General features: G+C 73.2%; 18 protein-coding genes. 5 read left to right on the top strand and 13 right to left on the bottom strand.

The window, feature by feature from the left end; translation table 11 throughout:
• Positions 1 to 6 precede the first annotated feature (6 nt).
• From QM788_RS07990 to QM788_RS07970, 5 genes are read right to left on the bottom strand one after another with little or no spacing between them, the layout of a single operon-like run.
• Positions 7 to 1,521 carry a GDYXXLXY domain-containing protein gene (locus QM788_RS07990; RefSeq protein WP_415660956.1) on the bottom strand — a complete coding sequence of 505 codons (1,515 nt, stop codon included), beginning with the start codon at positions 1,519 to 1,521 and terminating at the stop codon, positions 7 to 9.
• Positions 1,518 to 2,432 (bottom strand): DUF2157 domain-containing protein, encoded by a 915-nt coding sequence (locus tag QM788_RS07985; RefSeq protein ID WP_415660955.1) that lies wholly within the window; start codon positions 2,430 to 2,432, stop codon positions 1,518 to 1,520. Before QM788_RS07985 ends, QM788_RS07990 begins: the two co-directional genes overlap by 4 nt.
• The gene (locus QM788_RS07980; RefSeq protein WP_415660954.1) at positions 2,422 to 3,474 is read right to left on the bottom strand and encodes a homocysteine S-methyltransferase family protein; all 1,053 of its coding nucleotides are present in this window, start codon (positions 3,472 to 3,474) and stop codon (positions 2,422 to 2,424) included. Before QM788_RS07980 ends, QM788_RS07985 begins: the two co-directional genes overlap by 11 nt.
• Entirely contained in the window at positions 3,471 to 4,562 is a 1,092-nt protein-coding gene (locus QM788_RS07975) for a tartrate dehydrogenase (protein WP_415660953.1), read from the bottom strand. Before QM788_RS07975 ends, QM788_RS07980 begins: the two co-directional genes overlap by 4 nt.
• Complete coding sequence (locus QM788_RS07970) at positions 4,559 to 5,458, bottom strand: alpha/beta fold hydrolase (RefSeq protein ID WP_415660952.1); 900 nt, start codon at positions 5,456 to 5,458, stop codon at positions 4,559 to 4,561. Before QM788_RS07970 ends, QM788_RS07975 begins: the two co-directional genes overlap by 4 nt.
• Positions 5,459 to 5,581: 123 nt before the next feature.
• Between QM788_RS07970 and QM788_RS07965 the strand changes: the two genes are divergently transcribed.
• The 3 genes from QM788_RS07965 (at position 5,582) to QM788_RS07955 (ending at position 8,785) form a co-directional block, all read left to right on the top strand.
• Positions 5,582 to 7,165 carry an ABC transporter substrate-binding protein gene (locus QM788_RS07965; protein ID WP_415660951.1) on the top strand — a complete coding sequence of 528 codons (1,584 nt, stop codon included), beginning with the start codon at positions 5,582 to 5,584 and terminating at the stop codon, positions 7,163 to 7,165.
• A gap of 118 nt (positions 7,166 to 7,283) precedes the next feature.
• Positions 7,284 to 8,183: a LysR family transcriptional regulator gene (locus QM788_RS07960; RefSeq protein ID WP_415660950.1), complete on the top strand. Its 900-nt coding sequence runs from the start codon at positions 7,284 to 7,286 to the stop codon at positions 8,181 to 8,183.
• The gene (locus QM788_RS07955; RefSeq protein WP_415660949.1) at positions 8,180 to 8,785 is read left to right on the top strand and encodes a M15 family metallopeptidase; all 606 of its coding nucleotides are present in this window, start codon (positions 8,180 to 8,182) and stop codon (positions 8,783 to 8,785) included. The genes QM788_RS07960 and QM788_RS07955 overlap by 4 nt, the downstream gene beginning before the upstream one ends.
• 130 nt (positions 8,786 to 8,915) lie before the next feature.
• On the opposite strand, the gene QM788_RS07950 is transcribed toward QM788_RS07955, so the two are convergent.
• On the bottom strand, positions 8,916 to 9,179 hold the full coding sequence (locus QM788_RS07950; protein WP_415660948.1) for a DUF1653 domain-containing protein: 264 nt from the start codon (positions 9,177 to 9,179) through the stop codon (positions 8,916 to 8,918).
• A gap of 70 nt (positions 9,180 to 9,249) precedes the next feature.
• Between QM788_RS07950 and QM788_RS07945 the strand changes: the two genes are divergently transcribed.
• Positions 9,250 to 10,287, top strand: a complete 1,038-nt coding sequence (locus QM788_RS07945) for a S66 peptidase family protein (RefSeq protein ID WP_415660947.1) — start codon at positions 9,250 to 9,252, stop codon at positions 10,285 to 10,287.
• Between the two features lies 1 nt (position 10,288).
• Here the strand turns inward: QM788_RS07945 and QM788_RS07940 are convergent, their stop codons facing one another.
• From QM788_RS07940 to QM788_RS07925, 4 genes are read right to left on the bottom strand one after another with little or no spacing between them, the layout of a single operon-like run.
• Positions 10,289 to 10,588 (bottom strand): BrnA antitoxin family protein, encoded by a 300-nt coding sequence (locus tag QM788_RS07940; RefSeq protein ID WP_415660946.1) that lies wholly within the window; start codon positions 10,586 to 10,588, stop codon positions 10,289 to 10,291.
• The gene (locus QM788_RS07935; RefSeq protein ID WP_415660945.1) at positions 10,554 to 10,829 is read right to left on the bottom strand and encodes a BrnT family toxin; all 276 of its coding nucleotides are present in this window, start codon (positions 10,827 to 10,829) and stop codon (positions 10,554 to 10,556) included. Before QM788_RS07935 ends, QM788_RS07940 begins: the two co-directional genes overlap by 35 nt.
• A 40-nt stretch (positions 10,830 to 10,869) precedes the next feature.
• Positions 10,870 to 12,306: a D-alanyl-D-alanine carboxypeptidase/D-alanyl-D-alanine-endopeptidase gene (gene dacB / locus QM788_RS07930; protein ID WP_415660944.1), complete on the bottom strand. Its 1,437-nt coding sequence runs from the start codon at positions 12,304 to 12,306 to the stop codon at positions 10,870 to 10,872.
• Positions 12,303 to 13,235: an ornithine cyclodeaminase family protein gene (locus QM788_RS07925; protein ID WP_415660943.1), complete on the bottom strand. Its 933-nt coding sequence runs from the start codon at positions 13,233 to 13,235 to the stop codon at positions 12,303 to 12,305. Before QM788_RS07925 ends, dacB begins: the two co-directional genes overlap by 4 nt.
• A gap of 211 nt (positions 13,236 to 13,446) precedes the next feature.
• On the opposite strand from QM788_RS07925, the gene QM788_RS07920 reads away from it, so the two are divergent.
• On the top strand, positions 13,447 to 16,359 hold the full coding sequence (locus QM788_RS07920) for a TonB-dependent receptor plug domain-containing protein (protein ID WP_415660942.1): 2,913 nt from the start codon (positions 13,447 to 13,449) through the stop codon (positions 16,357 to 16,359).
• A gap of 100 nt (positions 16,360 to 16,459) precedes the next feature.
• On the opposite strand, the gene QM788_RS07915 is transcribed toward QM788_RS07920, so the two are convergent.
• Genes QM788_RS07915 through QM788_RS07905 form a run of 3 tightly spaced genes read right to left on the bottom strand, consistent with a single transcriptional unit; the run spans position 16,460 to position 18,088 of the window.
• Positions 16,460 to 16,732: a DUF2442 domain-containing protein gene (locus tag QM788_RS07915; RefSeq protein WP_415660941.1), complete on the bottom strand. Its 273-nt coding sequence runs from the start codon at positions 16,730 to 16,732 to the stop codon at positions 16,460 to 16,462.
• Entirely contained in the window at positions 16,704 to 16,943 is a 240-nt protein-coding gene (locus QM788_RS07910; protein WP_415660940.1) for a DUF4160 domain-containing protein, read from the bottom strand. The genes QM788_RS07915 and QM788_RS07910 overlap by 29 nt, the downstream gene beginning before the upstream one ends.
• Positions 16,944 to 16,966: 23 nt before the next feature.
• Positions 16,967 to 18,088: a serine hydrolase gene (locus tag QM788_RS07905; RefSeq protein WP_415660939.1), complete on the bottom strand. Its 1,122-nt coding sequence runs from the start codon at positions 18,086 to 18,088 to the stop codon at positions 16,967 to 16,969.
• Positions 18,089 to 18,095: the final 7 nt, after the last annotated feature.

Below are 18,095 nucleotides of genomic sequence, written 5' to 3'. Positions count from 1 at the left end.
CAAGGCTCAGAGCGCGCCCAGCCCCTCGCCGCGCAGGCCCACGAGCAGCGTCTGCCCGTCCGGCGCCACGCGGAATTCGCCGAAGCGCGCGGCCGACCAGCGCCGCGCCTCGCCCTCCTTGAAGAACCAGGCGTCGGTCACCACCGTCCAGCGGCCGTCCCTGGGCGTCAGCTCGATGCGCAGCTCGCCCGCCGCCAGCGGCCTGCCGTCGTGCAGCCGCACGAACTGCGCCACGCGCTGCGCGTCCAGCGCCATCACGGCCTGCGGCCGGGCGGCCCGCAGGCCGGCGGCCGGCGCCGGCAGGCCGGGCGGCAGCGCGAAGTTCAGCCGCATGAAGTCGCCCTGCACCAGCGAGCGCGGGTCGGCCGGCGCCAGCCGCAGGAACACCGGCTGGCCCTGCGCGATCAGCGCCTCCTTGCGCGCGATCGCCACGTTGACCACGGCCAGCACCGCCGCCAGGCTCGCCGCCGCGCCCGCGCGCGCCCAGCGGGCGCCGCCGCCCGGCGCGGCGGTGGCGGTGGCCGTGGCAGCCGTGCGGGGCCGCAGCGTCCACGCCAGCGCGCCCAGCAGCGCCCCGGCCAGCGCCAGCACCCCGGCCTTGGTGGCCAGCGGCCAGGCGAGCTGGTAGTAGAAGGCGCTGGTGATCCACGCCGCCGCCAGCACCGCGGCCGCCGCCAGCGGCCAGCGCGCCTGGCGCGCGCTCACCGCCAGCATCAGCAGCACCGCGCCCAGCGCCGGCATGCAGGCCGCGAGCCCGGCCAGCACGGCGGCCACGCCCGCCCAGCCCGGCCGGCGCAGCGACGGCCAGGCCCGGCCCAGCCCGGCCGCCGCCAGCAGCGCCAGCAGCACCGACACCCCGCCCGGCCAGCCGCTGCGGCCGGCGTCCGCCGCGAGCACGGCCGCCCCGTCGCCGCCCAGCCCGGCCCCCACCAGCATGGCCATGCCCGACGACAGCGCCAGCCCCAGCAGCGTCATCGCCGCCCAGCCCGGCAGCAACGGGGCCAGCGCCGCGGGCAGCCCGTGGCGCCGCTCCCGCAGCGCCGCCAGCACCCACAGCACGGCGTCGCCGTGCCAGCCCAGACCGGTCCAGTGCGCGACATGCCAGGACGGGCGCCAGAACACCAGCGCCGCGAAGCCGGCCGCCGCCGCGCCCAGGCAGGCCTTCAGCCCCGGCGCGCGCACGGCCAGGCCGACGCCCAGCGACAGCAGCGCCAGCGCGGCCAGCGCCGGCCGCTGCGGCAGGTCCCGGAACAGCCCGAAGGCCAGGCTCGCCCCGCCCGCCAGCAGCACGGGCACGGCCAGCTGCTCGGCGAACAGCGGCAGCGCGCGCGAGCGCAGTGCGACGACGGCCGCGGCCAGCAGCAGCGCGCCCGCGAGGTAGGTGCCGCCGCCGTGCCGGAACACCGGGCCGAAGGCCAGCGCCACCACGGCCAGCAGCGGCACGGCGGCCAGCCAGGCGCCGAGCGCGGTGAGCAGCACCACGGGCCCGGGCCGCGGCGCGTCCGGCGCGGCGGGCGTCATGCCCGGGCCTCCGCCCGCCGCGCCAGCCGCAGCACGGCGCCGACCGTGGCGGCCAGCAGGCCGGCCGCCGCCAGCCCCAGCAACAGGAAACGGGCGATGGGCTCGCCGCCCGGCACCTCGTCGAACAGCAGCCGCGCCAGCGCGCCCACCAGCACGACGTTCAGGGCCAGCGCGGCGGCGCTGAGGCCGAAGAGGTCGAACCCCGCCGGCCGGCCCAGCGCCCAGGCCGCGCCGGCCAGCGCCAGCAGCGCGAGCAGGGTGGGCGCCAGCGGGTCGTCGCCGAACAAGGCGGCCAGCGCCGTGGCCATGACCAGCAGCACGGCCAGGCCGGCCGCAGTGCGCCGCGCCCAGGGCCCCGCGCCGACGCGCCGGCCGGCTGCGCCCGCCGCGGCCAGCGCCAGGCCCAGCGCCAGCGCCCAGCCGGCGAGGTGCACGGGCAGGTCCCCGGCCTCGGCCCGCCAGCGGTGGCCGGCATGCGCGGCCATCCACAGCGAGACGGCCGCCAGCGCCACCAGCATCCAGACGCCCCACAGCGCATCGGCCCGCGCGCCCAGCGCCAGCGGCAGGGCCAGCGCGGCCCACAGCGCGAACAGCTGCCAGGCGTCCGCGCCGGTCTGGTAGGTCTGGCCGAGGAAGGCCAGCAGCCCGCCGGTGGCGAGCAGACACCACAGGCCCAGCGGCAGGGCCAGCCGCGGGCGGGCGACGAGGGCCAGCGCGCCCAGCGCGACGGCGGCCTGCAGCAGCGCGAACCGCGCCGCGCGCGGCAGGTCCGCCCACTGGGCCGCGACCGCGAACACCAGGCCCAGCCCGCACAGCAGGCCGGCCAGCGCCATCAGCGCCAGCGGCAGGCGCCGCAGCAGCGCCGCGGGCTCGCGCTCGCGGCCGTCGCCCGGCGCCAGGTCAGGCGGCATCCAGCAGCTGGCTCAGGAACTTCTCGCCGCTGGCGCGCGGCCGGTAGGCGGACACGGCCCGGGCGATGGCGGCGATGTGCTCCGGCGTCGTGCCGCAGCAGCCGCCGGCGATGTTCAGGAAGCCGGCCTGCGCGAACTCGCCCACCAGGCGGGCGGTGACTTCGGGCGTCTCGTCGAAGCCGGTGTCGCTCATCGGGTTGGGCAGGCCGGCGTTGGGGTAGCAGCTGACGGCCACCTCGCCCGCCACCTTGCACAGCTCCTCGATGTAGGGCCGCATCAGCGTGGCGCCCAGCGCGCAGTTCAGGCCGACGGCGATGGGCCGCGCATGGCGCACCGAGTGCCAGAAGGCGGTGACGGTCTGGCCGGACAGGATGCGGCCGGAGGCGTCGGTCACCGTGCCGGAGATGATGACGGGCAGGCGCTCGCCGGTGGCCTCCATCAGCTCGTCGAGCGCGAAGATGGCGGCCTTGGCGTTGAGGGTGTCGAAGATGGTCTCGACGAGGAAGACGTCGGCGCCGCCGTCCAGCAGGCCCTGGCCCTGCTCGTAGTAGGCGGCGCGCAGCGTGTCGAAGTCGATGTTGCGGGCGCCGGGGTCGTTCACGTCGGGGCTGATGGACGCGGTGCGGGGCGTCGGGCCGAGCGCCCCGGCGACGTAGCGGGGCCGGTCCGGCGTCGAATACTTGTCGCAGGCGGCGCGGGCGATCTGCGCGGCGACGAGGTTCATCTCGTAGGCCAGTTCGGGCAGGTCGTAGTCCTCCTGCGCGACGGAGGTGGCGCCGAAGGTGTTGGTCTCGACCAGGTCGGCGCCGGCGGCGAGGTATTGCTCGTGGATCTCGCGGATCACGTCGGGCCGCGTGAACAGCAGCAGCTCGTTGTTGCCCTTCAGGTCCTTGCCGTGGTCCTTGAAGCGCTCGCCGCGGTAGTCGGCCTCGCCGAGCCTGTAGCGCTGGATCATGGTGCCCATCGCGCCGTCCAGGATGGCGATGCGGTTCTGCAGCAGGGCCGGCAGGCCCCGGGCGCGGGTGTAGGCGATCGGCTTCATGGCGCGATTTTCGCAGCCCGGGCGATGGCCTCGCCGAGCTGGGCGCAGGTGGCCCGGCCGCCCAGGTCGGGCGTCCGGGGCGCGGCCGGGTCGGCCAGCACGGCCTCGATGGCGGCCATGACGGCGTCGTGCGCGGCGCGGTGGCCCAGGAAGTCCAGCATCATCGCGCCGGCCCAGATCTGGCCGATCGGGTTGGCGATGCCCCGGCCCGCGATGTCCGGCGCCGAACCGTGCACCGGCTCGAACAGGCTGGGCCATGCGCGCGTCGGGTTCAGGTTGGCCGAGGGCGCGATGGCGATGGTGCCGGTGCAGGCGGGGCCGAGGTCGGACAGGATGTCGCCGAACAGGTTGCTGGCCACCACCACGTCGAAGTGCTGCGGCCGCTGCACGAAGTGGGCGCACAGGATGTCGATGTGGAACTTGTCGACCGCCACGCCGGGGAACTGCGCGGCCATGGCCTCGACGCGCTCGTCCCAGTAGGGCATGGTGATGGCGATGCCGTTGCTCTTGGTCGCCGACGTGAGCTTGGCGCGCGGGCGCCGGGCGGCCAGCTCGAACGCGAAGCGCAGCACGCGGTCCACGCCGACGCGGCTCATCACGGTTTCCTGCAGGACGATCTCGCGCTCGCTGCCGGCGTACATGCGGCCGCCCACGCTGGAGTACTCGCCCTCGGTGTTCTCGCGGACGATCCACATGTCGATGTCGCCGGGCTGCAGCGGCCGGCCCTGCCGGTCCACCAGCGGCGAGCGCACGCCGGGCAGTAGCCGCGCGGGGCGCAGGTTCACGTACTGGTCGAACTCGCGCCGGAACTGCAGCAGCGAGCCCCACAGGCTGACGTGGTCCGGCACCGTGGCCGGCCAGCCGACGGCGCCGAAGTAGATGGCGTCGTGGCCGCCGATCCGCGCCTTCCAGTCGTCCGGCAGCATCCGGCCGTGCTGCTCGAAGTAGCGGCAGTGCGCGAAGTCGAACGCGTCGAACCGCAGGTCCAGCCCGAAGCGTTCGGCCACGGCGCGCAGCACGCGCAGGCCCTCGGGCATCACCTCGGTGCCGATGCCGTCGCCGGCGATGACTGCGATCTTCTGGGTCATGGGTCGTCCTGGTTGAAAAACACCGCCGCGTCGGCCAGCACGGCGGCGGGCGCCTCCTCGGCGAGGTAGTGGCCGCCGTCCAGCGCCTGGCCGCTGACGTCGTCGGCCACGGCCTGCCACAGCTTCAGCGGCTCGAAGCAGCGGCCCACCACGCCCCGGGCGCCCCACAGCACGCGCAGCGGCTGGCTGACGCGCCGGCCGGCGTCGCGGTCGGCGCGGTCGTGCTCGAGGTCGATGCCGGCACCGGCGCGGTAGTCGGCGCACACGGCCGCCGCCGTGCCGGGCCGCACGAAGCAGCGCTCGTACTCGGCCCAGGCCCGCCGGTCGAAGCCGCCGCCGCGCTGGCCCATGCCCTCGCGCAGGTAGGCGAGCGGGTCGGCCTCGATGAGGCGCTCGGGCTGCGGCGCCGGCCGGATCAGGAAGAACCAGTGCCAGTAGGCGCGGGCGAAGGCCTCGGTCGTGCCCTCGTACATCGCCAGCGTGGGCGCGATGTCCAGCAGCATCAGCCGGGTGACGGCCTGCGGGTGGTCCAGCGCCAGCCGGTGCGCGACCCGCGCGCCGCGGTCGTGGGCCAGCACGGCGAAGCGCTCATGGCCCAGCGAGCGCATCAGCGCGACCGCGTCCAGCGCCATCTCGCGCTTGGCGTAGGCGGCGCTGCCGGCCCCGGCGGGCGGGCGGTCGCTGTCGCCGTAGCCGCGCAGGTCCATCAGCACGACGCGCCGCGTCAGCGCCATGACCGGCGCCACCCGGTGCCACATCGCCATGGTCTGCGGATGGCCGTGCAGCAGCAGCAGCGGCGGCCGGCCGTCGCCCGGCGGGCCGCCCTTGCGGGCGAACAGCGTGACGCCGTCGCGCCGGACGGTGATGGGTTGGAAGCCGGTCCACATGGCGGCCATTCTGGCCGCCGCCGGCCGTCCGCCGGGGTATAAGCTGCCGTTATGCCCTGTGCCGGTGCCCGCGCTTGCCGCCGCCCGGGGCGCTCCGACAATCGCCGCTGGTCCAGCCCGCCGTCCGCCGCCATGAAGCTCGCCCCCGCCCTGCTGTCCGCCGCCCTCGCGCTGCTCGCGCCCGCCGCCGCGCTGGCCCAGGGCAAGCCGCTGGTCTACTGCGCCGACGCCAGCCCCGAGGGCTTCGACCCCGGCATGTGGGACAGCGCCAGCACCAACACCGTCAGCGCGCAGATGTTCGACGGGCTGCTGGACTTCAAGCGCCCCACCACCGAGCTGGCGCCCAAGCTGGCGACGAGCTGGGAGATCGCGCCGGACGCCCGCAGCATCACCTTCCGGCTGCGCCCCGGCGTGAAGTTCCACAGCACGCCCTGGTTCCAGCCCACGCGTGACTTCGACGCGGACGACGTGGTGTTCACGTTCACGCGCTTCATCGACCCGAACCACCCGTTCAACAAGGCCTTCCCGGCCAGCTTCATCTACCCGCAGAACCTGGGCCTGGCCAAGCTGATCGCCGGCATCGACAAGCTGGACGCGCACACGGTGCGCTTCCGCCTGACGCAGCCCAACGTCACCTTCGTCGCCAACTTCGCGTTCGCATGGGCCGGCATCCAGTCCGCCGAGTACGCGGCGCAGCTGCTGAAGGCCGGCAAGGCCAGCCAGATCAACGTGCTGCCGGTAGGCACCGGGCCGTTCCAGTTCAAGCGCTACGCCAAGGACGACGTGCTGCGCATGACCGCCAACCCCAGCTACTGGGGCGGCCGGCAGCCGACCGAGAAGCTGATCTTCAGCATCAGCCGCGAGCCCAATGTGCGGGTGCAGAAGATCGCGGTCGGCGAATGCCATGTCGCGGCGGCGCTGCGCGACGTGGACGTCGGCTCGCTGGCCGGCAACCCCAAGGTCCGCATCGAGAAGATCCAGGCGCTGAACATCTCCTACCTGAGCTTCAACATGAAGAAGCCACCCACCGACCGGCGCGAGGTGCGCGAGGCGCTGGACATCGCCGTCGACCGCAACGCCATCTTCAAGGCGCTGTTCCCGCGCGGCGACGCGATGCAGGCCGTCAGCGCCTTCCCGCCCGCCGTCTTCGGCTACAACAAGCGGCTGAAGAACGAGTTCGACCCGGCCCGCGCCCGCGCGCTGCTGGCCAAGGCAGGCTACCCGAACGGCTTCGAGATCGACCTCTGGGCGCTGCCCGTGCAGCGCCCCACCAACCCCAACGGCCAGCTGATGGCCCAGCTCATCCAGCAGGACTGGGCCAGGATCGGCGTCAAGGCCACCATCAAGACCTATGAGTGGGGCGAGTACCTGAAGCGCGCCAACAACGGCGAGCACAGCGTCTACATGAGCGGCTGGAGCGGCGAGACCGGCGACGCCGACGACTTCCTGACCCCCAACCTCAGCTGCGCGGCCAACAAGACCGGCATCAAGTTCTGCAACGCCGAGTTCGAGAAGCTCATCGACGAGGCCCGCGCCGCGACCGACCCGGCCAGGCGCATCGCGCTGTACGAACGCGCGCAGGAGATCTTCAAGCACGAGCGGCCGTGGATCACGATGGCGCACTCCACCGTCTACATCCCCACCCGCACGGACGTGGTGGGCTTCAAGATGGCGCCCAACGGCTCGGTGGACTTCGAAGGCGTCTACAGGAAATGATCGTCAAGGCCGTCGTGAATTCCTGGGCCGAGCACCGGGCCGTCCCAAGCCGGCCCTCACGGCCGTCGGCCGGGCTCCTCGGGGGGCGGACCAGCGTACTCGCTGGGCCGGGGGCACCATGAGACTGCGCCACATCGAGGTCTTCCACGCCATCATGCAGGCCGGCACCATCAGCGGCGCCGCGCAGCTGCTGCACATCTCGCAGCCGGCCGTCACCAAGGTGCTGCAGCACTGCGAGCTGCAGCTCGGCATGGCGCTGTTCGACCGCGTGCGCGGCAAGCTCTACCCGACGCCCGAGGCGCAGCGCCTGTTCGTCGAGATCGACAAGCTCAACCGCGACCTCGTCGGCATCCGCCGCCTGGCCGCCAACCTGAAGAGCGGCGAGAGCGAGCAGGTGCGACTGGTGGCCACGCCCGCGCTGGCGCTGTCCATCGTGCCGGCGGCGATGACGCCGTGGTGCAAGGCCTTCCCCAACGCCAGCTGCTCGCTGGCCACGCACCACACGCGCGAAATCGTCTCGGCGCTGCTGCTGGGCGAGGCCGACCTGGCGCTGTCGCTGCAGGACCCGCGCCACCCCGGCATCAAGGCCGAGACCCTGGCCAGCGGCCCCATGGTGGCGCTGTGCCCGCTGGGCGGCCCCGAGGCCGAGGGCGACGGCCCGCTGGGCCTGGCCGACATCCGCACCGAGATCGTCGGCCTGCACAGCGACGACCCGCTCGCCGGCCTGCTGCACCACGCCGGCGAGGCGCTGGGCCAGCCGCTGTCCAGCCGCATCACCGTGCAGACCTACCAGCTCGCCCGCGCGCTGGTGGAGGCCGGCGTGGGCATGACGCTGGTGGACCCCTTCACCGCCGCCAGCGCCGACCCCGCCAAGGTGCGGGTGCGGGCGCTGAACCCCGCGGTGCCGGTCAACCTCTACCTGCTCAGCGCCGCCAGCGCGCCGCTGGGCCAGGCCTCGCGCCGCCTGGTCAAGTTCATCAGCGCCGCCGCGTCGGCCCACCTCGCGGGGTTGCCGTGATCCGCATCGAGGACATCGCCGCGCACCCGGACTTCCGGCCCCTGGCCGGCCTGCGCCACGGCATCGCCGTGGACCTGCGCTACGCCACGCCCGACAACTTCGTCGGCCACGCCGTCTACGACGGCATCGACTGCGCCTGGCTGCGCCGCGAGGCCGCCGACGCGCTGGAGCGCGCCGCCGCCTGGCTGCACCGGCGCCGCCCCGGCTACCGGCTGCTGGTGCTGGACGCGCTGCGCCCGCAGCGCGTCCAGCAGCGCCTGTGGGACGCGCTGCAGGGCACCTCGCTGACGATGTACCTCGCGCCGCCGGAGCGCGGCTCCATCCACAGCTTCGGCATGGCCGTGGACCTGACCCTGCTGGACCCGCAGGGCCGCGAGGTGGACATGGGCTCCGGCTTCGACGAGATGACGCTGGCCTCCCACCCCGACCACGAGGCCGAGCACCTGGCGCTGGGCGCGCTGACGGCGCCGCACCTCATCGAACGCGGCTGGCTGCGCGCGGCCATGCGCGAGGCCGGCTTCCACGGCATCAGCACCGAGTGGTGGCACTTCGACTTCGGCGACCGCGTGGCGGTCCGGCGGGACCTGCCGCGGGTGCTGTGAGCCATGGACGAGGGCATCCTCACCCTGACCGAAGGCAGCGGCAATGTCTTCATCGACCTCGGCTTCGACCCCGCAGAAGCCGAGGCGATGAAGCGGCGAGCCGAAGTGATGATCCGCACGATCCACCAGCTCAAGGAGCGGGGCCGGGCGCCGGCCCAAGCCATGCGAAGCGCGGCCGCGCCACGCCGTCGATGACGACCTGCTCGACGAACATCGGATAAGGCCGCACCCACCAGCCGCCGTCGCCCGCCAGCGGCCGGTAGACCACCAGCGCCTCCAGCGTCTCGCTGTGGCGGGCGACGGCGAGCACCTCGTACTTGCCGCCCTTGTAGTGGCGGTAGCGGCCGGCGCGGAGCGTGGGCAGGACCGGCAATGCGGTCAGGTTGTCGTTCATGCACGGATTGGAATGCATGCGCCCGCCGGCCTGCGGAAAATCGGCGCCTTCCGCCACCGAGCCGCCTGCCATGCCCGCCTCCCGACGCCGACTGCTGCAACTCGCCGCCACCGCCCTGCCGGCCGCGGCGGCCCAGGCCACCCCGTCGGCCGCCACCGCGCCGCTGCGCGCGCCGCGCCTGCGCCCGGGCGACACCCTCGGCCTGGTCAGCCCGGCCAACGCCACCTTCGAGCGCGAGCCGCTGCGGATGGCCATCGAATCGCTGCAGGCGCTGGGCTTCAAGGTCAAGCCGGGCGCGTTCGTCGCCGCGCGCCGCGGCCCGTTCGCCGGCACCGACGAGCAGCGCGCCGCCGACCTGAACGCGATGTTCGCCGACGACTCGGTGGCCGGCATCCTCGCGATGACCGGCGGCTCCGGCTGCAACCGCATCGTCGACAAGCTGGACTACGACCTCATCCGCCGCACGCCGAAGTTCTTCGGCGGCTTCAGCGACCTGACCAGCCTGGTCAACGCCATCCACCGCCGCACCGGGCTCGTGACCTTCCACAGCCCGGTGGCCGCGTCGGAATGGAACGACTACTCGGTGCAGGGCTTCAAGGCCGTCGTGATGAACGCCGAGGCCGCCGTGCTGCGCAACCCGGCCGTCAGGCCGGCCGACGACCTGGTCGCCCGCGAGGAGCGCATCGCCACGATCCGCCCGGGCCGGGCGCAGGGGCGGCTGGTCGGAGGCAACCTGACGGTGCTGGCCTCGCTGGCCGGCACGCCCTACTTCCCGGACTGCCGCGGCGCGCTGCTGTTCCTGGAGGACGTCAACGAGTACATCTACCGCATCGACCGCTGCCTCTCCACGCTGCGCCTGGCCGGCGCGCTGGACCAGCTCGCCGGCGTGGTGCTGGGCCGCTTCACGAAATGCGAGCCCGGCGAGGGCTACGGCAGCCTGACGCTGGACGAGGTGTTCGACGACTACTTCCTGCCGCTGGGCGTGCCCGTGTTCCGCGGTGCGGCCATCGGCCACATCCGGCGCAAGATGACGGTGCCGGTGGGCGCGCTGGCGGAGATGGACGCGCAGACCGGGACGATCCGGCTGCTGGCGCCCGCGGTGACCTGATTCAGGCGCGGCGCAGCTCTTCCCGGATGGCCTTGCGCACGACGCCTTCCAGCGTCTCGGCCTGGATCGCCTGCTTCAACGCCTCGTTGATCAGGGTCTGGTAGCCGCGCGCGCCCGCCTTGGCCTTGAAGTGCTCGACGACGGCACCGTCCAGGAAAAGATTCACGCGCTGCTTGTTGGGCAGCACCGCACCGCCCGCGCCGCGCTTGCGCAGCACCAGCTGGCCGGCCGCAAGGTCTGCCTTGCGCAGCGGCGCATCGCCGGGTTCAGTGGAGGTGGTCGCGGTAGAGGGCTTGCTCATGTCGGTCTGCCTTGCGCATCGAGATGATGCGGATGTGATCCTCGGTCTCGGCGGTGACAACCACGACCAGCATGCCCGCCAACGGCCCGAGCGTGACGAAACGCTCTTCGCCGTAATCGAAGCGGCGGTCTTCGAAAGTCACCGTCTGCCCGGACTCGATCACCTGTGGCGCCTCGGCCAGATCCAGGCCGTGCTTCGTCAGGTTGGTCGCCCGCTTGCCCGGGTCGAAGCTGTAGCGCATGGCCGCAGTGTGTGCATATTCATGCACATCGTCAAGCCGGCTACCGCTGCGCCGCCACCCAGTTCACCAGCGCATCCAGCACCGGCCGCCCCTTGCGCGCGGCCTCGGGGTGGTTGAGCAGCGCGACGAACACCCAGGGCCGGCCGGCCGCGTCCGGCACGAAGCCGGCCAGGCCCACCGCGTCGCGCAGCGTGCCGGTCTTGAGCCGCGCCCGGCCGGCCGCGGGGCCGTCCTTCAGGCGGCGCGACAGCGTGCCGTCCAGGCCCGCCATCGGCAGCGCGGCCAGCAGCTCCGGCGCCTGCGCGCCCGCCTGGCCGGCGCGCAGCAGCGCGGCCAGCTGCGCCGGGCTGATGCGCTCGCGGCGCGACAGGCCCGAGCCGTTGTCCAGCACCAGGCCGCGGTCGTCCAGGCCATGCGCGGCGAACCACGCGCGCACCACGCGCTCCGACGCGGCCAGCGTGGCCTCGCCCGGCTGCGCGGCCTGCGCGCCCAGCTGCAGGTAGATGAGGCGGGACAGCGCGTTGTCGCTGCTCTTCATCACGCCGCGCAGCACCTCGGCCAGCGGCCGGCCCCGGTGCGCGGCCAGCACCACGGCCCCGGCGGGCGCGGCGGCTTCCGCGTCGCCCGCCGCCATCGTGCCGCCCAGCTCGGCCCACAGCTGGCGCACCATGCGCGCGGCCAGCCACTGCCGGTCCACCAGCTGCAGCGCGGCGCGCTGGCGGCAGCCGGCGGGGAAGGCACCCTGCAGCTTCAGCACCAGGCCGCCGTCTCCGGCGGGCTCGCGCAGCGCGGGCCGCCAGTCCTCGTCCCAGTCCTTGCAGGCGCGGGGGGAGACGGCCATCGCGCCCGCGTCCAGCGCCAGGCCGGGCAGCGCGGGCAGGCTGCGCGCCGTGAGGCCGGCGGGCGTGGACTGCAGCTCGATGTCGAGCAGGCTGCCGTTGAGGTGCAGCGCGTCGGGGATGACGTTGTAGCCAAACTCGGGCGCCTCGTCGAAGGGCGGCAGCCCCAGGTCGATGCGCGCGGGGTGGAACAGCGTGCGGTCGATGACCAGGCCGCCGCGCACCTCGCGCACGCCGCTTTCACGCAGCTGGCGCAGCAGCCACCATAGCGCCGGCCAGTCGAGGTCGGGGTCGGCGCCGCCGCGCAGGATCAGCGGGCCGTCGATCACGCCGCCGACCGGGGCCGACGCCGCCAGCAGCTCCGTGCGGCCGCGATGGTTGATGCCGAGCCGCTCCAGCGCCACGGTGGCCGTGACCAGCTTCATCGTCGAGGCCGGCGCCATCGCGTCGCCCGCCCGGCGTGCCAGCGCGGGGCGCGAGCCGTCCAGCGGCTGCAGCACGAAGCCCAGGCTCTCGTCCGGCAGGCCGGCGGCGGCGAGCGCGGCCTGAACGGCCTGGCCCGCATCCGGCCCGGTGCGGGTCGCGCAGCCGGCCAGCGCCAGCGCGGCGGCCAGCAGCAGCGGCGCGGCGCGCCTCACAGCGCCCCCACGCGGCGGGCCACCCACCGGGCCAGCGCCACGTCCTCCAGGCCGATGCCCACGCTCTTGTAGACGACGACGTCCTGCGCCGCGCGCGGCCGCGGGCGGACGATCAGCTCGCCCAGCTCCACCAGCCGTTCCGGCGCGATGACGCCGGGCGCGGCCAGCACGATGTCGCCGGCTTCCTGCTGCGCGGCGGCCCGCCATTCCACGGCCACCAGCGCCGCGCGGCCCAGCAGCGCGTCGTCCAGCTCGCGCGCCGCCTTCGTGCTCGAACCCACGGCGGCCACGAAGGCGCCGGGCTTGACGAGCGCGCCGTCGAACAGCGGCGTGGCCGAGCGCGTGGCGGTGGCGATCACGTCGGCCTGCGCCGCCGCCGTGGCCGCATCGACCGCCTGCACCGGCAGGCCCAGCGAGGCCTGCAGCCCGGCCGCGAACGCCTCGGCGCCGGAGCGGGCGCAGACGAGCACGCGCTCGAAGCGGCGCACGCGCGCCAGCTCCTCGGCATGCGCGCGGCCCTGGATGCCGGCGCCGAACACGGCCAGCGTCTTCGCGTCCGGCGGCGCCAGCAGCTCGCAGGCCACGGCGGTGGCGGCGGCGGTGCGCAGCCGCGTGAACTCGTTGGCCTCCAGCGTCGCCAGCGCCTCGCCGGTGGCGGCCGAGAACAGGCTGACGAGGAAGTTGTACCTGCCGTTGCGCGCCGAGTAGACCTTGGTGCCGAGCACGGCGGGCAGGTCGCCATCGGCGTCGAGGATCGCGCCCATCGCGCTGATCGCCAGCGCCGCGCCGTCCTGCGTGGCGGTGGCGCGGTGGCGGGCCAGCACCTGGGCCTGGCCGCGGCCGTGCTGGGCGAAGGCGGCGCGCAGCGCGGCGACGGCGGCGTCCGGGTCGAGCTGGGCCGCGACGTCGGCCTCGGTGATCAGTCGCATCGGCAACTCCTGAAACGGGATGGCGCCGCACTGTAGAGGGCCGCCGCGCACCGCGGACGCGCTTTCGCGCGCCCATGCATTCCCGCAGGTTATGCGGCGCTGACAAGCATTCATCGGGAAACGCGCAACACCTCGGGTGCGGCCCCCTGGGCGGCTTCGTGGGCGGGCGCCAACATCGGCGCCAATCCCACCACATGCAGGAGTCGTTGTGATGAAGCTGAATCGCCTGGTTGCCCAACTCGCCGTCCTCGGCCTCGCGGCTCACGCCAGCGCCGCATTCGCCCAGGAAGACGGCAAGCGGCTGGAGCGCGTCGAGGTGACGGGCTCCAGCATCAAGCGCATCCGCGACGAGGGCGCGCTGCCCGTGCAGGTCATCAGCCGCCGCGACATGGACCGAGCCGGCATCGCCTCGACCGAGCAGCTGATCATGGACCTCAACATCAACGGCAACGGCCTGGACAACCTGGCCGGCAATGCCGACGTGGTGGACGGCGCCTCGCGCGGCAACAACGGCGCCTCCAGCGCCAACCTGCGCGGCCAGGGCAGCAACGCCACGCTGATCCTGCTGAACGGCCGCCGCGTCGCCGCCCACGGCCTGAACGGCGGCACGGTGGACCTGAACCAGATCCCGTTCGCCGCCATCGAGCGCGTGGAAGTCCTGAAGGACGGCGCGTCCGCCATCTACGGCACCGACGCGATCGGCGGCGTCATCAACTTCATCCTGCGCCAGAACTACAGCGGCGTGACCATCAACGCGCTGGCCGACGTGCCGGGCCAGAAGGGTGGCGAAATCTACGGCGCGTCGGTGACGGCCGGCTTCGGCAACCTGGAAACCCAGGGCTTCAACTTCCTGGCCTCGCTGTCGGTGCGCGACAACAAGGTGCTGCGCGGCGACCAGCGCAGCTTCGTCAACACCTACCAACCCGACCGCGGCCTGGCGCCGGACACGCGCGGTACGCCGATCGCCACGGTGTTCGCCACGGCCGGCACGCGCGAGAACGCGCTGACGGTGACCATGCCCAACGGCACGCGCAACAACACCGCCGGCCCGGTGGACTTCGCCAACCCGGCGCTGCGCGTGAACGGCATCAACGTGCTGGATCTGCCCGGCGGCGCCGGCTGCGAGTCGGTGGACGGCACGAGCCCGTACCAGGAAATGCTGTGGGCCACCGCGTCCTCGAAGTACGGCTGCGCCTGGGACACCGGCCGCGCCGCCGTCATCCAGCAGCCCATCAAGAACACCAACCTGGTCAGCCGCATGACCTTCAAGCTGGGCAACCACCAGGTGTTCGGCGAAGCCGTGCTGGGCCGCGCCGAGTCCACCAAGAGCTTCTCGGCCAACCAGATCACCAGCGGCACCGGCACCGCCAACACCACGCTGCCCAACGGCACCACCGTGCCCAGCCCCTTCCGCGACCTGCGCTACCCCAGCACCGGCGCCAGCTACGACGAGATCTTCGACGCGCTCGCCAGCGCCTTCCCCGAGCTGGCCGGCAACCGCGGCCTGGGCATGGCGTTCCGCTGGCGCTGCATGCCCTGCGGCAACCGCTCGATCGACACCACCGCCGACACGGCCCGCTACCTGATCGGCGCCGATGGCCCCCTGCCCTTCCTGACCGACTGGGACTACCGCGTCGGCTTCTCGCGCGCCGAGAGCAAGGGCACGTCCACCGTGGGCACCGGCTACCACTACTGGAAGCCGTTCGCCAACCTCATCAACACCGGCGTGCTGAACCCGTTCTCGCTGACGCAGACGCCCGAGGCGATGTCCGCGCTGGATGCCATCTCGGCCGAGGGCGTGACGCTGTACGGCGGCAAGTTCACGATGCAGCAGGCGGACGCCACCGTGTCCGGCCCGCTGTTCAAGCTGCCGGCCGGCCAGGTGATGGCCGCCTTCGGCGTGGACTCGCGCACCGAGAAGTACAGGTTCGACGGCGACCAGCGCCCTGACGCGAACACGGTCGACGCGATGATCTTCAACGTGCCGTTCGACAACGCGCTGGCCACGGCCGGCACGCTCAAGCGCACCATCAAGGCCGTGTTCGCGGAAGTGGCCGTGCCGATCATGAAGAACCTGGAGCTCACCGGCGCCATCCGCCGCGACGAGTACACCGGCTTCGGCGCCAGCACCAACCCCAAGGTCTCGCTGCGCTACAACCCCGTCGAGCAGGTGCTGATCCGCGGCGCGTACAGCACCGGCTTCCGCGTGCCGACGTTCAAGCAGATGTTCGACCCGGTGACGGAGGGCCAGTTCGTCGGCAACGACTTCACCGACCCGGCCACCTGCCCCACCCGCACCGTGTCCTCGGCGCCGGGCTGCGAGAGCGTGCGCGACTTCGTCACCCGCTTCGGCGGCAAGTCCACGCTCGGCCCGGAAGAAGCCAAGATGTACAGCGCCGGCATCGTCTTCCAGCCGCACAGGGATCTGGTGGCCAACCTGGACTGGTGGTCGGTCGAGCGCACCGGCACCATCCAGTCCTTCGGCCTGACCACGCTGGCCGAGAACTACCAGTACTTCCAGGACAACTTCATCCGCGACTCGGCCGGCCGCATCACCGCCGTCGACACCCGCTGGGTGAATGCCGGCGAGACCATCACCAAGGGCCTGGAGTTCGGCCTGAAGGGGGGCTTCAACGCGGCCGGTGCCGCCTGGACGGCCGGGTTCGACCTGTCCTACCTGCTGGACAAGAAGTCGCGCCTGGTGCCCAGCGCGCAGATGGGCGCCAGCGAAGTGGGCCGCTTCACCCGCTCGGGCGACCTGGGCATCCGCTGGAAGCACACCGCCACGCTGACCCGCACCCAAGGCAACTGGGCCGCCACGGTGCAGAACGTCTACCGCTCCGGCTACCAGGACTTCGTGCTGCCCGGCGTGGCCAACGGCAGCATCAAGCCCGCAAACTGGAACCCGCGCGTGTCGGCGTACTCGGTGATCAACACCAGCCTGTCCTACACCGGCTTCAAGAACATGACCATCACCGCCGGCATCAAGAACCTGCTCAACGAAGACCCGCCGTTCAGCGTCACCTACGACACCAACACCGGCGCCGGCTCCAGCTGGGAGCCCCGCGTGGCCGACCCGCGCGGACGCGCCTACACGCTGCGCGTCGAGTACCGCATGTTCTGAAACCGGACTCCCTGCCGGCCCACCCCTGGGGTCGCCGGCCTTTGCAGCCCCGCCCGTCCGGCGGGGCTATTTTTTTGTTGCCGGCCAGGCGGCAGGCGAGTCAGGCCGTCCCGGCCGGCGAGGCCATCACCGACACCAGCGGGAAATCCGCCGGCTTGCGGATGGACGCGACCGACAGGTCGATGTCGAGCAGCGGCCAGTACAGGTGATCCGGCGTCGGGCGTTCCACGGCGACGAGTTGCCCGATCGCTGCCGACTTGAACCACGGGAACTCGCTGAAAGGCACGGCCAGTTCTTCGTCATCCAGCAGCAGCCAGAAGCCGTGCGTCGAAACGTGGGTCACCTCAACGGCCGAAGTGGCGATGCCAGGCATCTTCGATCTCCTGGATATGGGCTTGGACGACGGCGTGGGCCTGACGAATCTCGACCGGCGAGAAACCGACGTTCACGGCCAAGTGTACCGACGGGGTCAGCCAGAACTTGGCTTCTCCATGCGGATGCGAGACATGGACATGGATACGGGGCTCTTCCCGGGAGAAGAAGAACAATCTGAACTGCCCGTCTCGAACGATGGTCGGCGCCATGCCTTCAATGTACGCCCGCCGACTCAGCCGTTCGCCTTCAACCACCCATGCACCGCCCCGCCCAGCGCGGGCAGCTGCCAGCTGGTGGCGGCCTCGGGATGCGGCGCGTAGCGCCTGCCGATGCTGGTGGTCACGGCGATCAGGTAGTGCAGCGGGCCGTCGTGGACGATGCCGGCATCGCTGGCGTAGTTCTCCGTGTTGCCGGTCTTGTGCGCGAAGCGCGCGGGCGGCGTCGGGATGCCCGGCACCCAGCCCGGCAGCGCGCGCAGCGACTCGCTGCTGAGGTTGTGGTGCAGGCGCTGCTCGTCCAGCGCGCGGCGGATGACGGCGCGGCTGCCCGGGCTGAGCAGCGCGGCCGGCGGCTGGCCGGCGCCGGCCGCGGGCGGCGGCGCGTCGGCGTCCAGCCGCCACATGAGGCGCAGCGCGTCCCACGCGGTCATCTGGATCTGGCCCACGCCGGAGCCGGCCGCGTTGCCCCAGCCGCCGTCCGGCCGGGTGTTGGCGAGGGCCAGGCCCGGCAGGCCCTGGGCCGCGAACAACTCGCGCAGCTCGTTGCGCACCTCGCGGCCGCCCTCCCGGCGGAGGGCGCCGCGCTCGTGCAGGTGGGCCACCAGCGCCGAGGTGGCCTCGTTGCTGCTGACGGTGATCATGTCGTAGAGCCAGTCCGCCACCGGGCGGGTCTGGCCACCCCAGGCCAGCGGCAGGGCCCAGCCGCTGCGGCCGTCGTCCACCAGCCGGCCCACGCCCACGGCCACCATCATCTTCAGCAGCGAGGCCGGGTAGGGCGCGACGAAGCGCGGCCCCCGGCCGAACCACGCGGGGAAGGCGATGCGCGACCAGTCCGCGCCGGGTAGCCAGGCGTGGGAGTCGCCGTTGGCGTCGCGCACGTCGGCGGCGAAGGCGATGTTGTCGACGGCGCCGAGCCCGTCGGCGAAGCGCGCCACCAGGCCCTGCGGGTGCTCGCGCGAGAACAGCACGTTGGCGCCCACCGGCGCCGCGCCGCCGCGCGGGAACACGAGGACGGCCAGGTCCACGCTCGGGTGCCAGCCCAGCGGCGCGCCGCCCTGCAGCGGGTCCGGCAGCGCCTCGAAGCACCGGGCCAGCACGGCGGCGCGCAGGGCCTGGGCGAGCGCGTCGGGCGTCACAGCCACA

Source organism: Roseateles sp. (assembly GCF_047654785.1).
Classification (GTDB): domain Bacteria; phylum Pseudomonadota; class Gammaproteobacteria; order Burkholderiales; family Burkholderiaceae_C; genus Pelomonas.
Note: the sequence above shows the minus strand (reverse complement) of the source record. Positions and strands in the feature narration are given on the sequence as shown.

Bases quoted from the DNA above. Each gene is read 5' to 3' on its own strand.
- QM788_RS07940 (WP_415660946.1), bottom strand. From the start codon at position 10,588: ATGAGCAAGCCCTCTACCGCGACCACCTCCACTGAACCCGGCGATGCG.
- QM788_RS07920 (WP_415660942.1), top strand. From the start codon at position 13,447: ATGAAGCTGAATCGCCTGGTTGCCCAACTCGCCGTCCTCGGCCTCGCG.
- QM788_RS07935 (WP_415660945.1), bottom strand. From the start codon at position 10,829: ATGCGCTACAGCTTCGACCCGGGCAAGCGGGCGACCAACCTGACGAAG.
- QM788_RS07950 (WP_415660948.1), bottom strand. From the start codon at position 9,179: ATGAACGACAACCTGACCGCATTGCCGGTCCTGCCCACGCTCCGCGCC.
- QM788_RS07980 (WP_415660954.1), bottom strand. From the start codon at position 3,474: ATGAAGCCGATCGCCTACACCCGCGCCCGGGGCCTGCCGGCCCTGCTG.
- QM788_RS07945 (WP_415660947.1), top strand. From the start codon at position 9,250: ATGCCCGCCTCCCGACGCCGACTGCTGCAACTCGCCGCCACCGCCCTG.
- QM788_RS07910 (WP_415660940.1), bottom strand. From the start codon at position 16,943: ATGGCGCCGACCATCGTTCGAGACGGGCAGTTCAGATTGTTCTTCTTC.
- QM788_RS07970 (WP_415660952.1), bottom strand. From the start codon at position 5,458: ATGGCCGCCATGTGGACCGGCTTCCAACCCATCACCGTCCGGCGCGAC.
- QM788_RS07990 (WP_415660956.1), bottom strand. From the start codon at position 1,521: ATGACGCCCGCCGCGCCGGACGCGCCGCGGCCCGGGCCCGTGGTGCTG.
- QM788_RS07985 (WP_415660955.1), bottom strand. From the start codon at position 2,432: ATGCCGCCTGACCTGGCGCCGGGCGACGGCCGCGAGCGCGAGCCCGCG.
- QM788_RS07975 (WP_415660953.1), bottom strand. From the start codon at position 4,562: ATGACCCAGAAGATCGCAGTCATCGCCGGCGACGGCATCGGCACCGAG.
- QM788_RS07915 (WP_415660941.1), bottom strand. From the start codon at position 16,732: ATGCCTGGCATCGCCACTTCGGCCGTTGAGGTGACCCACGTTTCGACG.
- QM788_RS07960 (WP_415660950.1), top strand. From the start codon at position 7,284: ATGAGACTGCGCCACATCGAGGTCTTCCACGCCATCATGCAGGCCGGC.
- QM788_RS07965 (WP_415660951.1), top strand. From the start codon at position 5,582: ATGAAGCTCGCCCCCGCCCTGCTGTCCGCCGCCCTCGCGCTGCTCGCG.
- QM788_RS07925 (WP_415660943.1), bottom strand. From the start codon at position 13,235: ATGCGACTGATCACCGAGGCCGACGTCGCGGCCCAGCTCGACCCGGAC.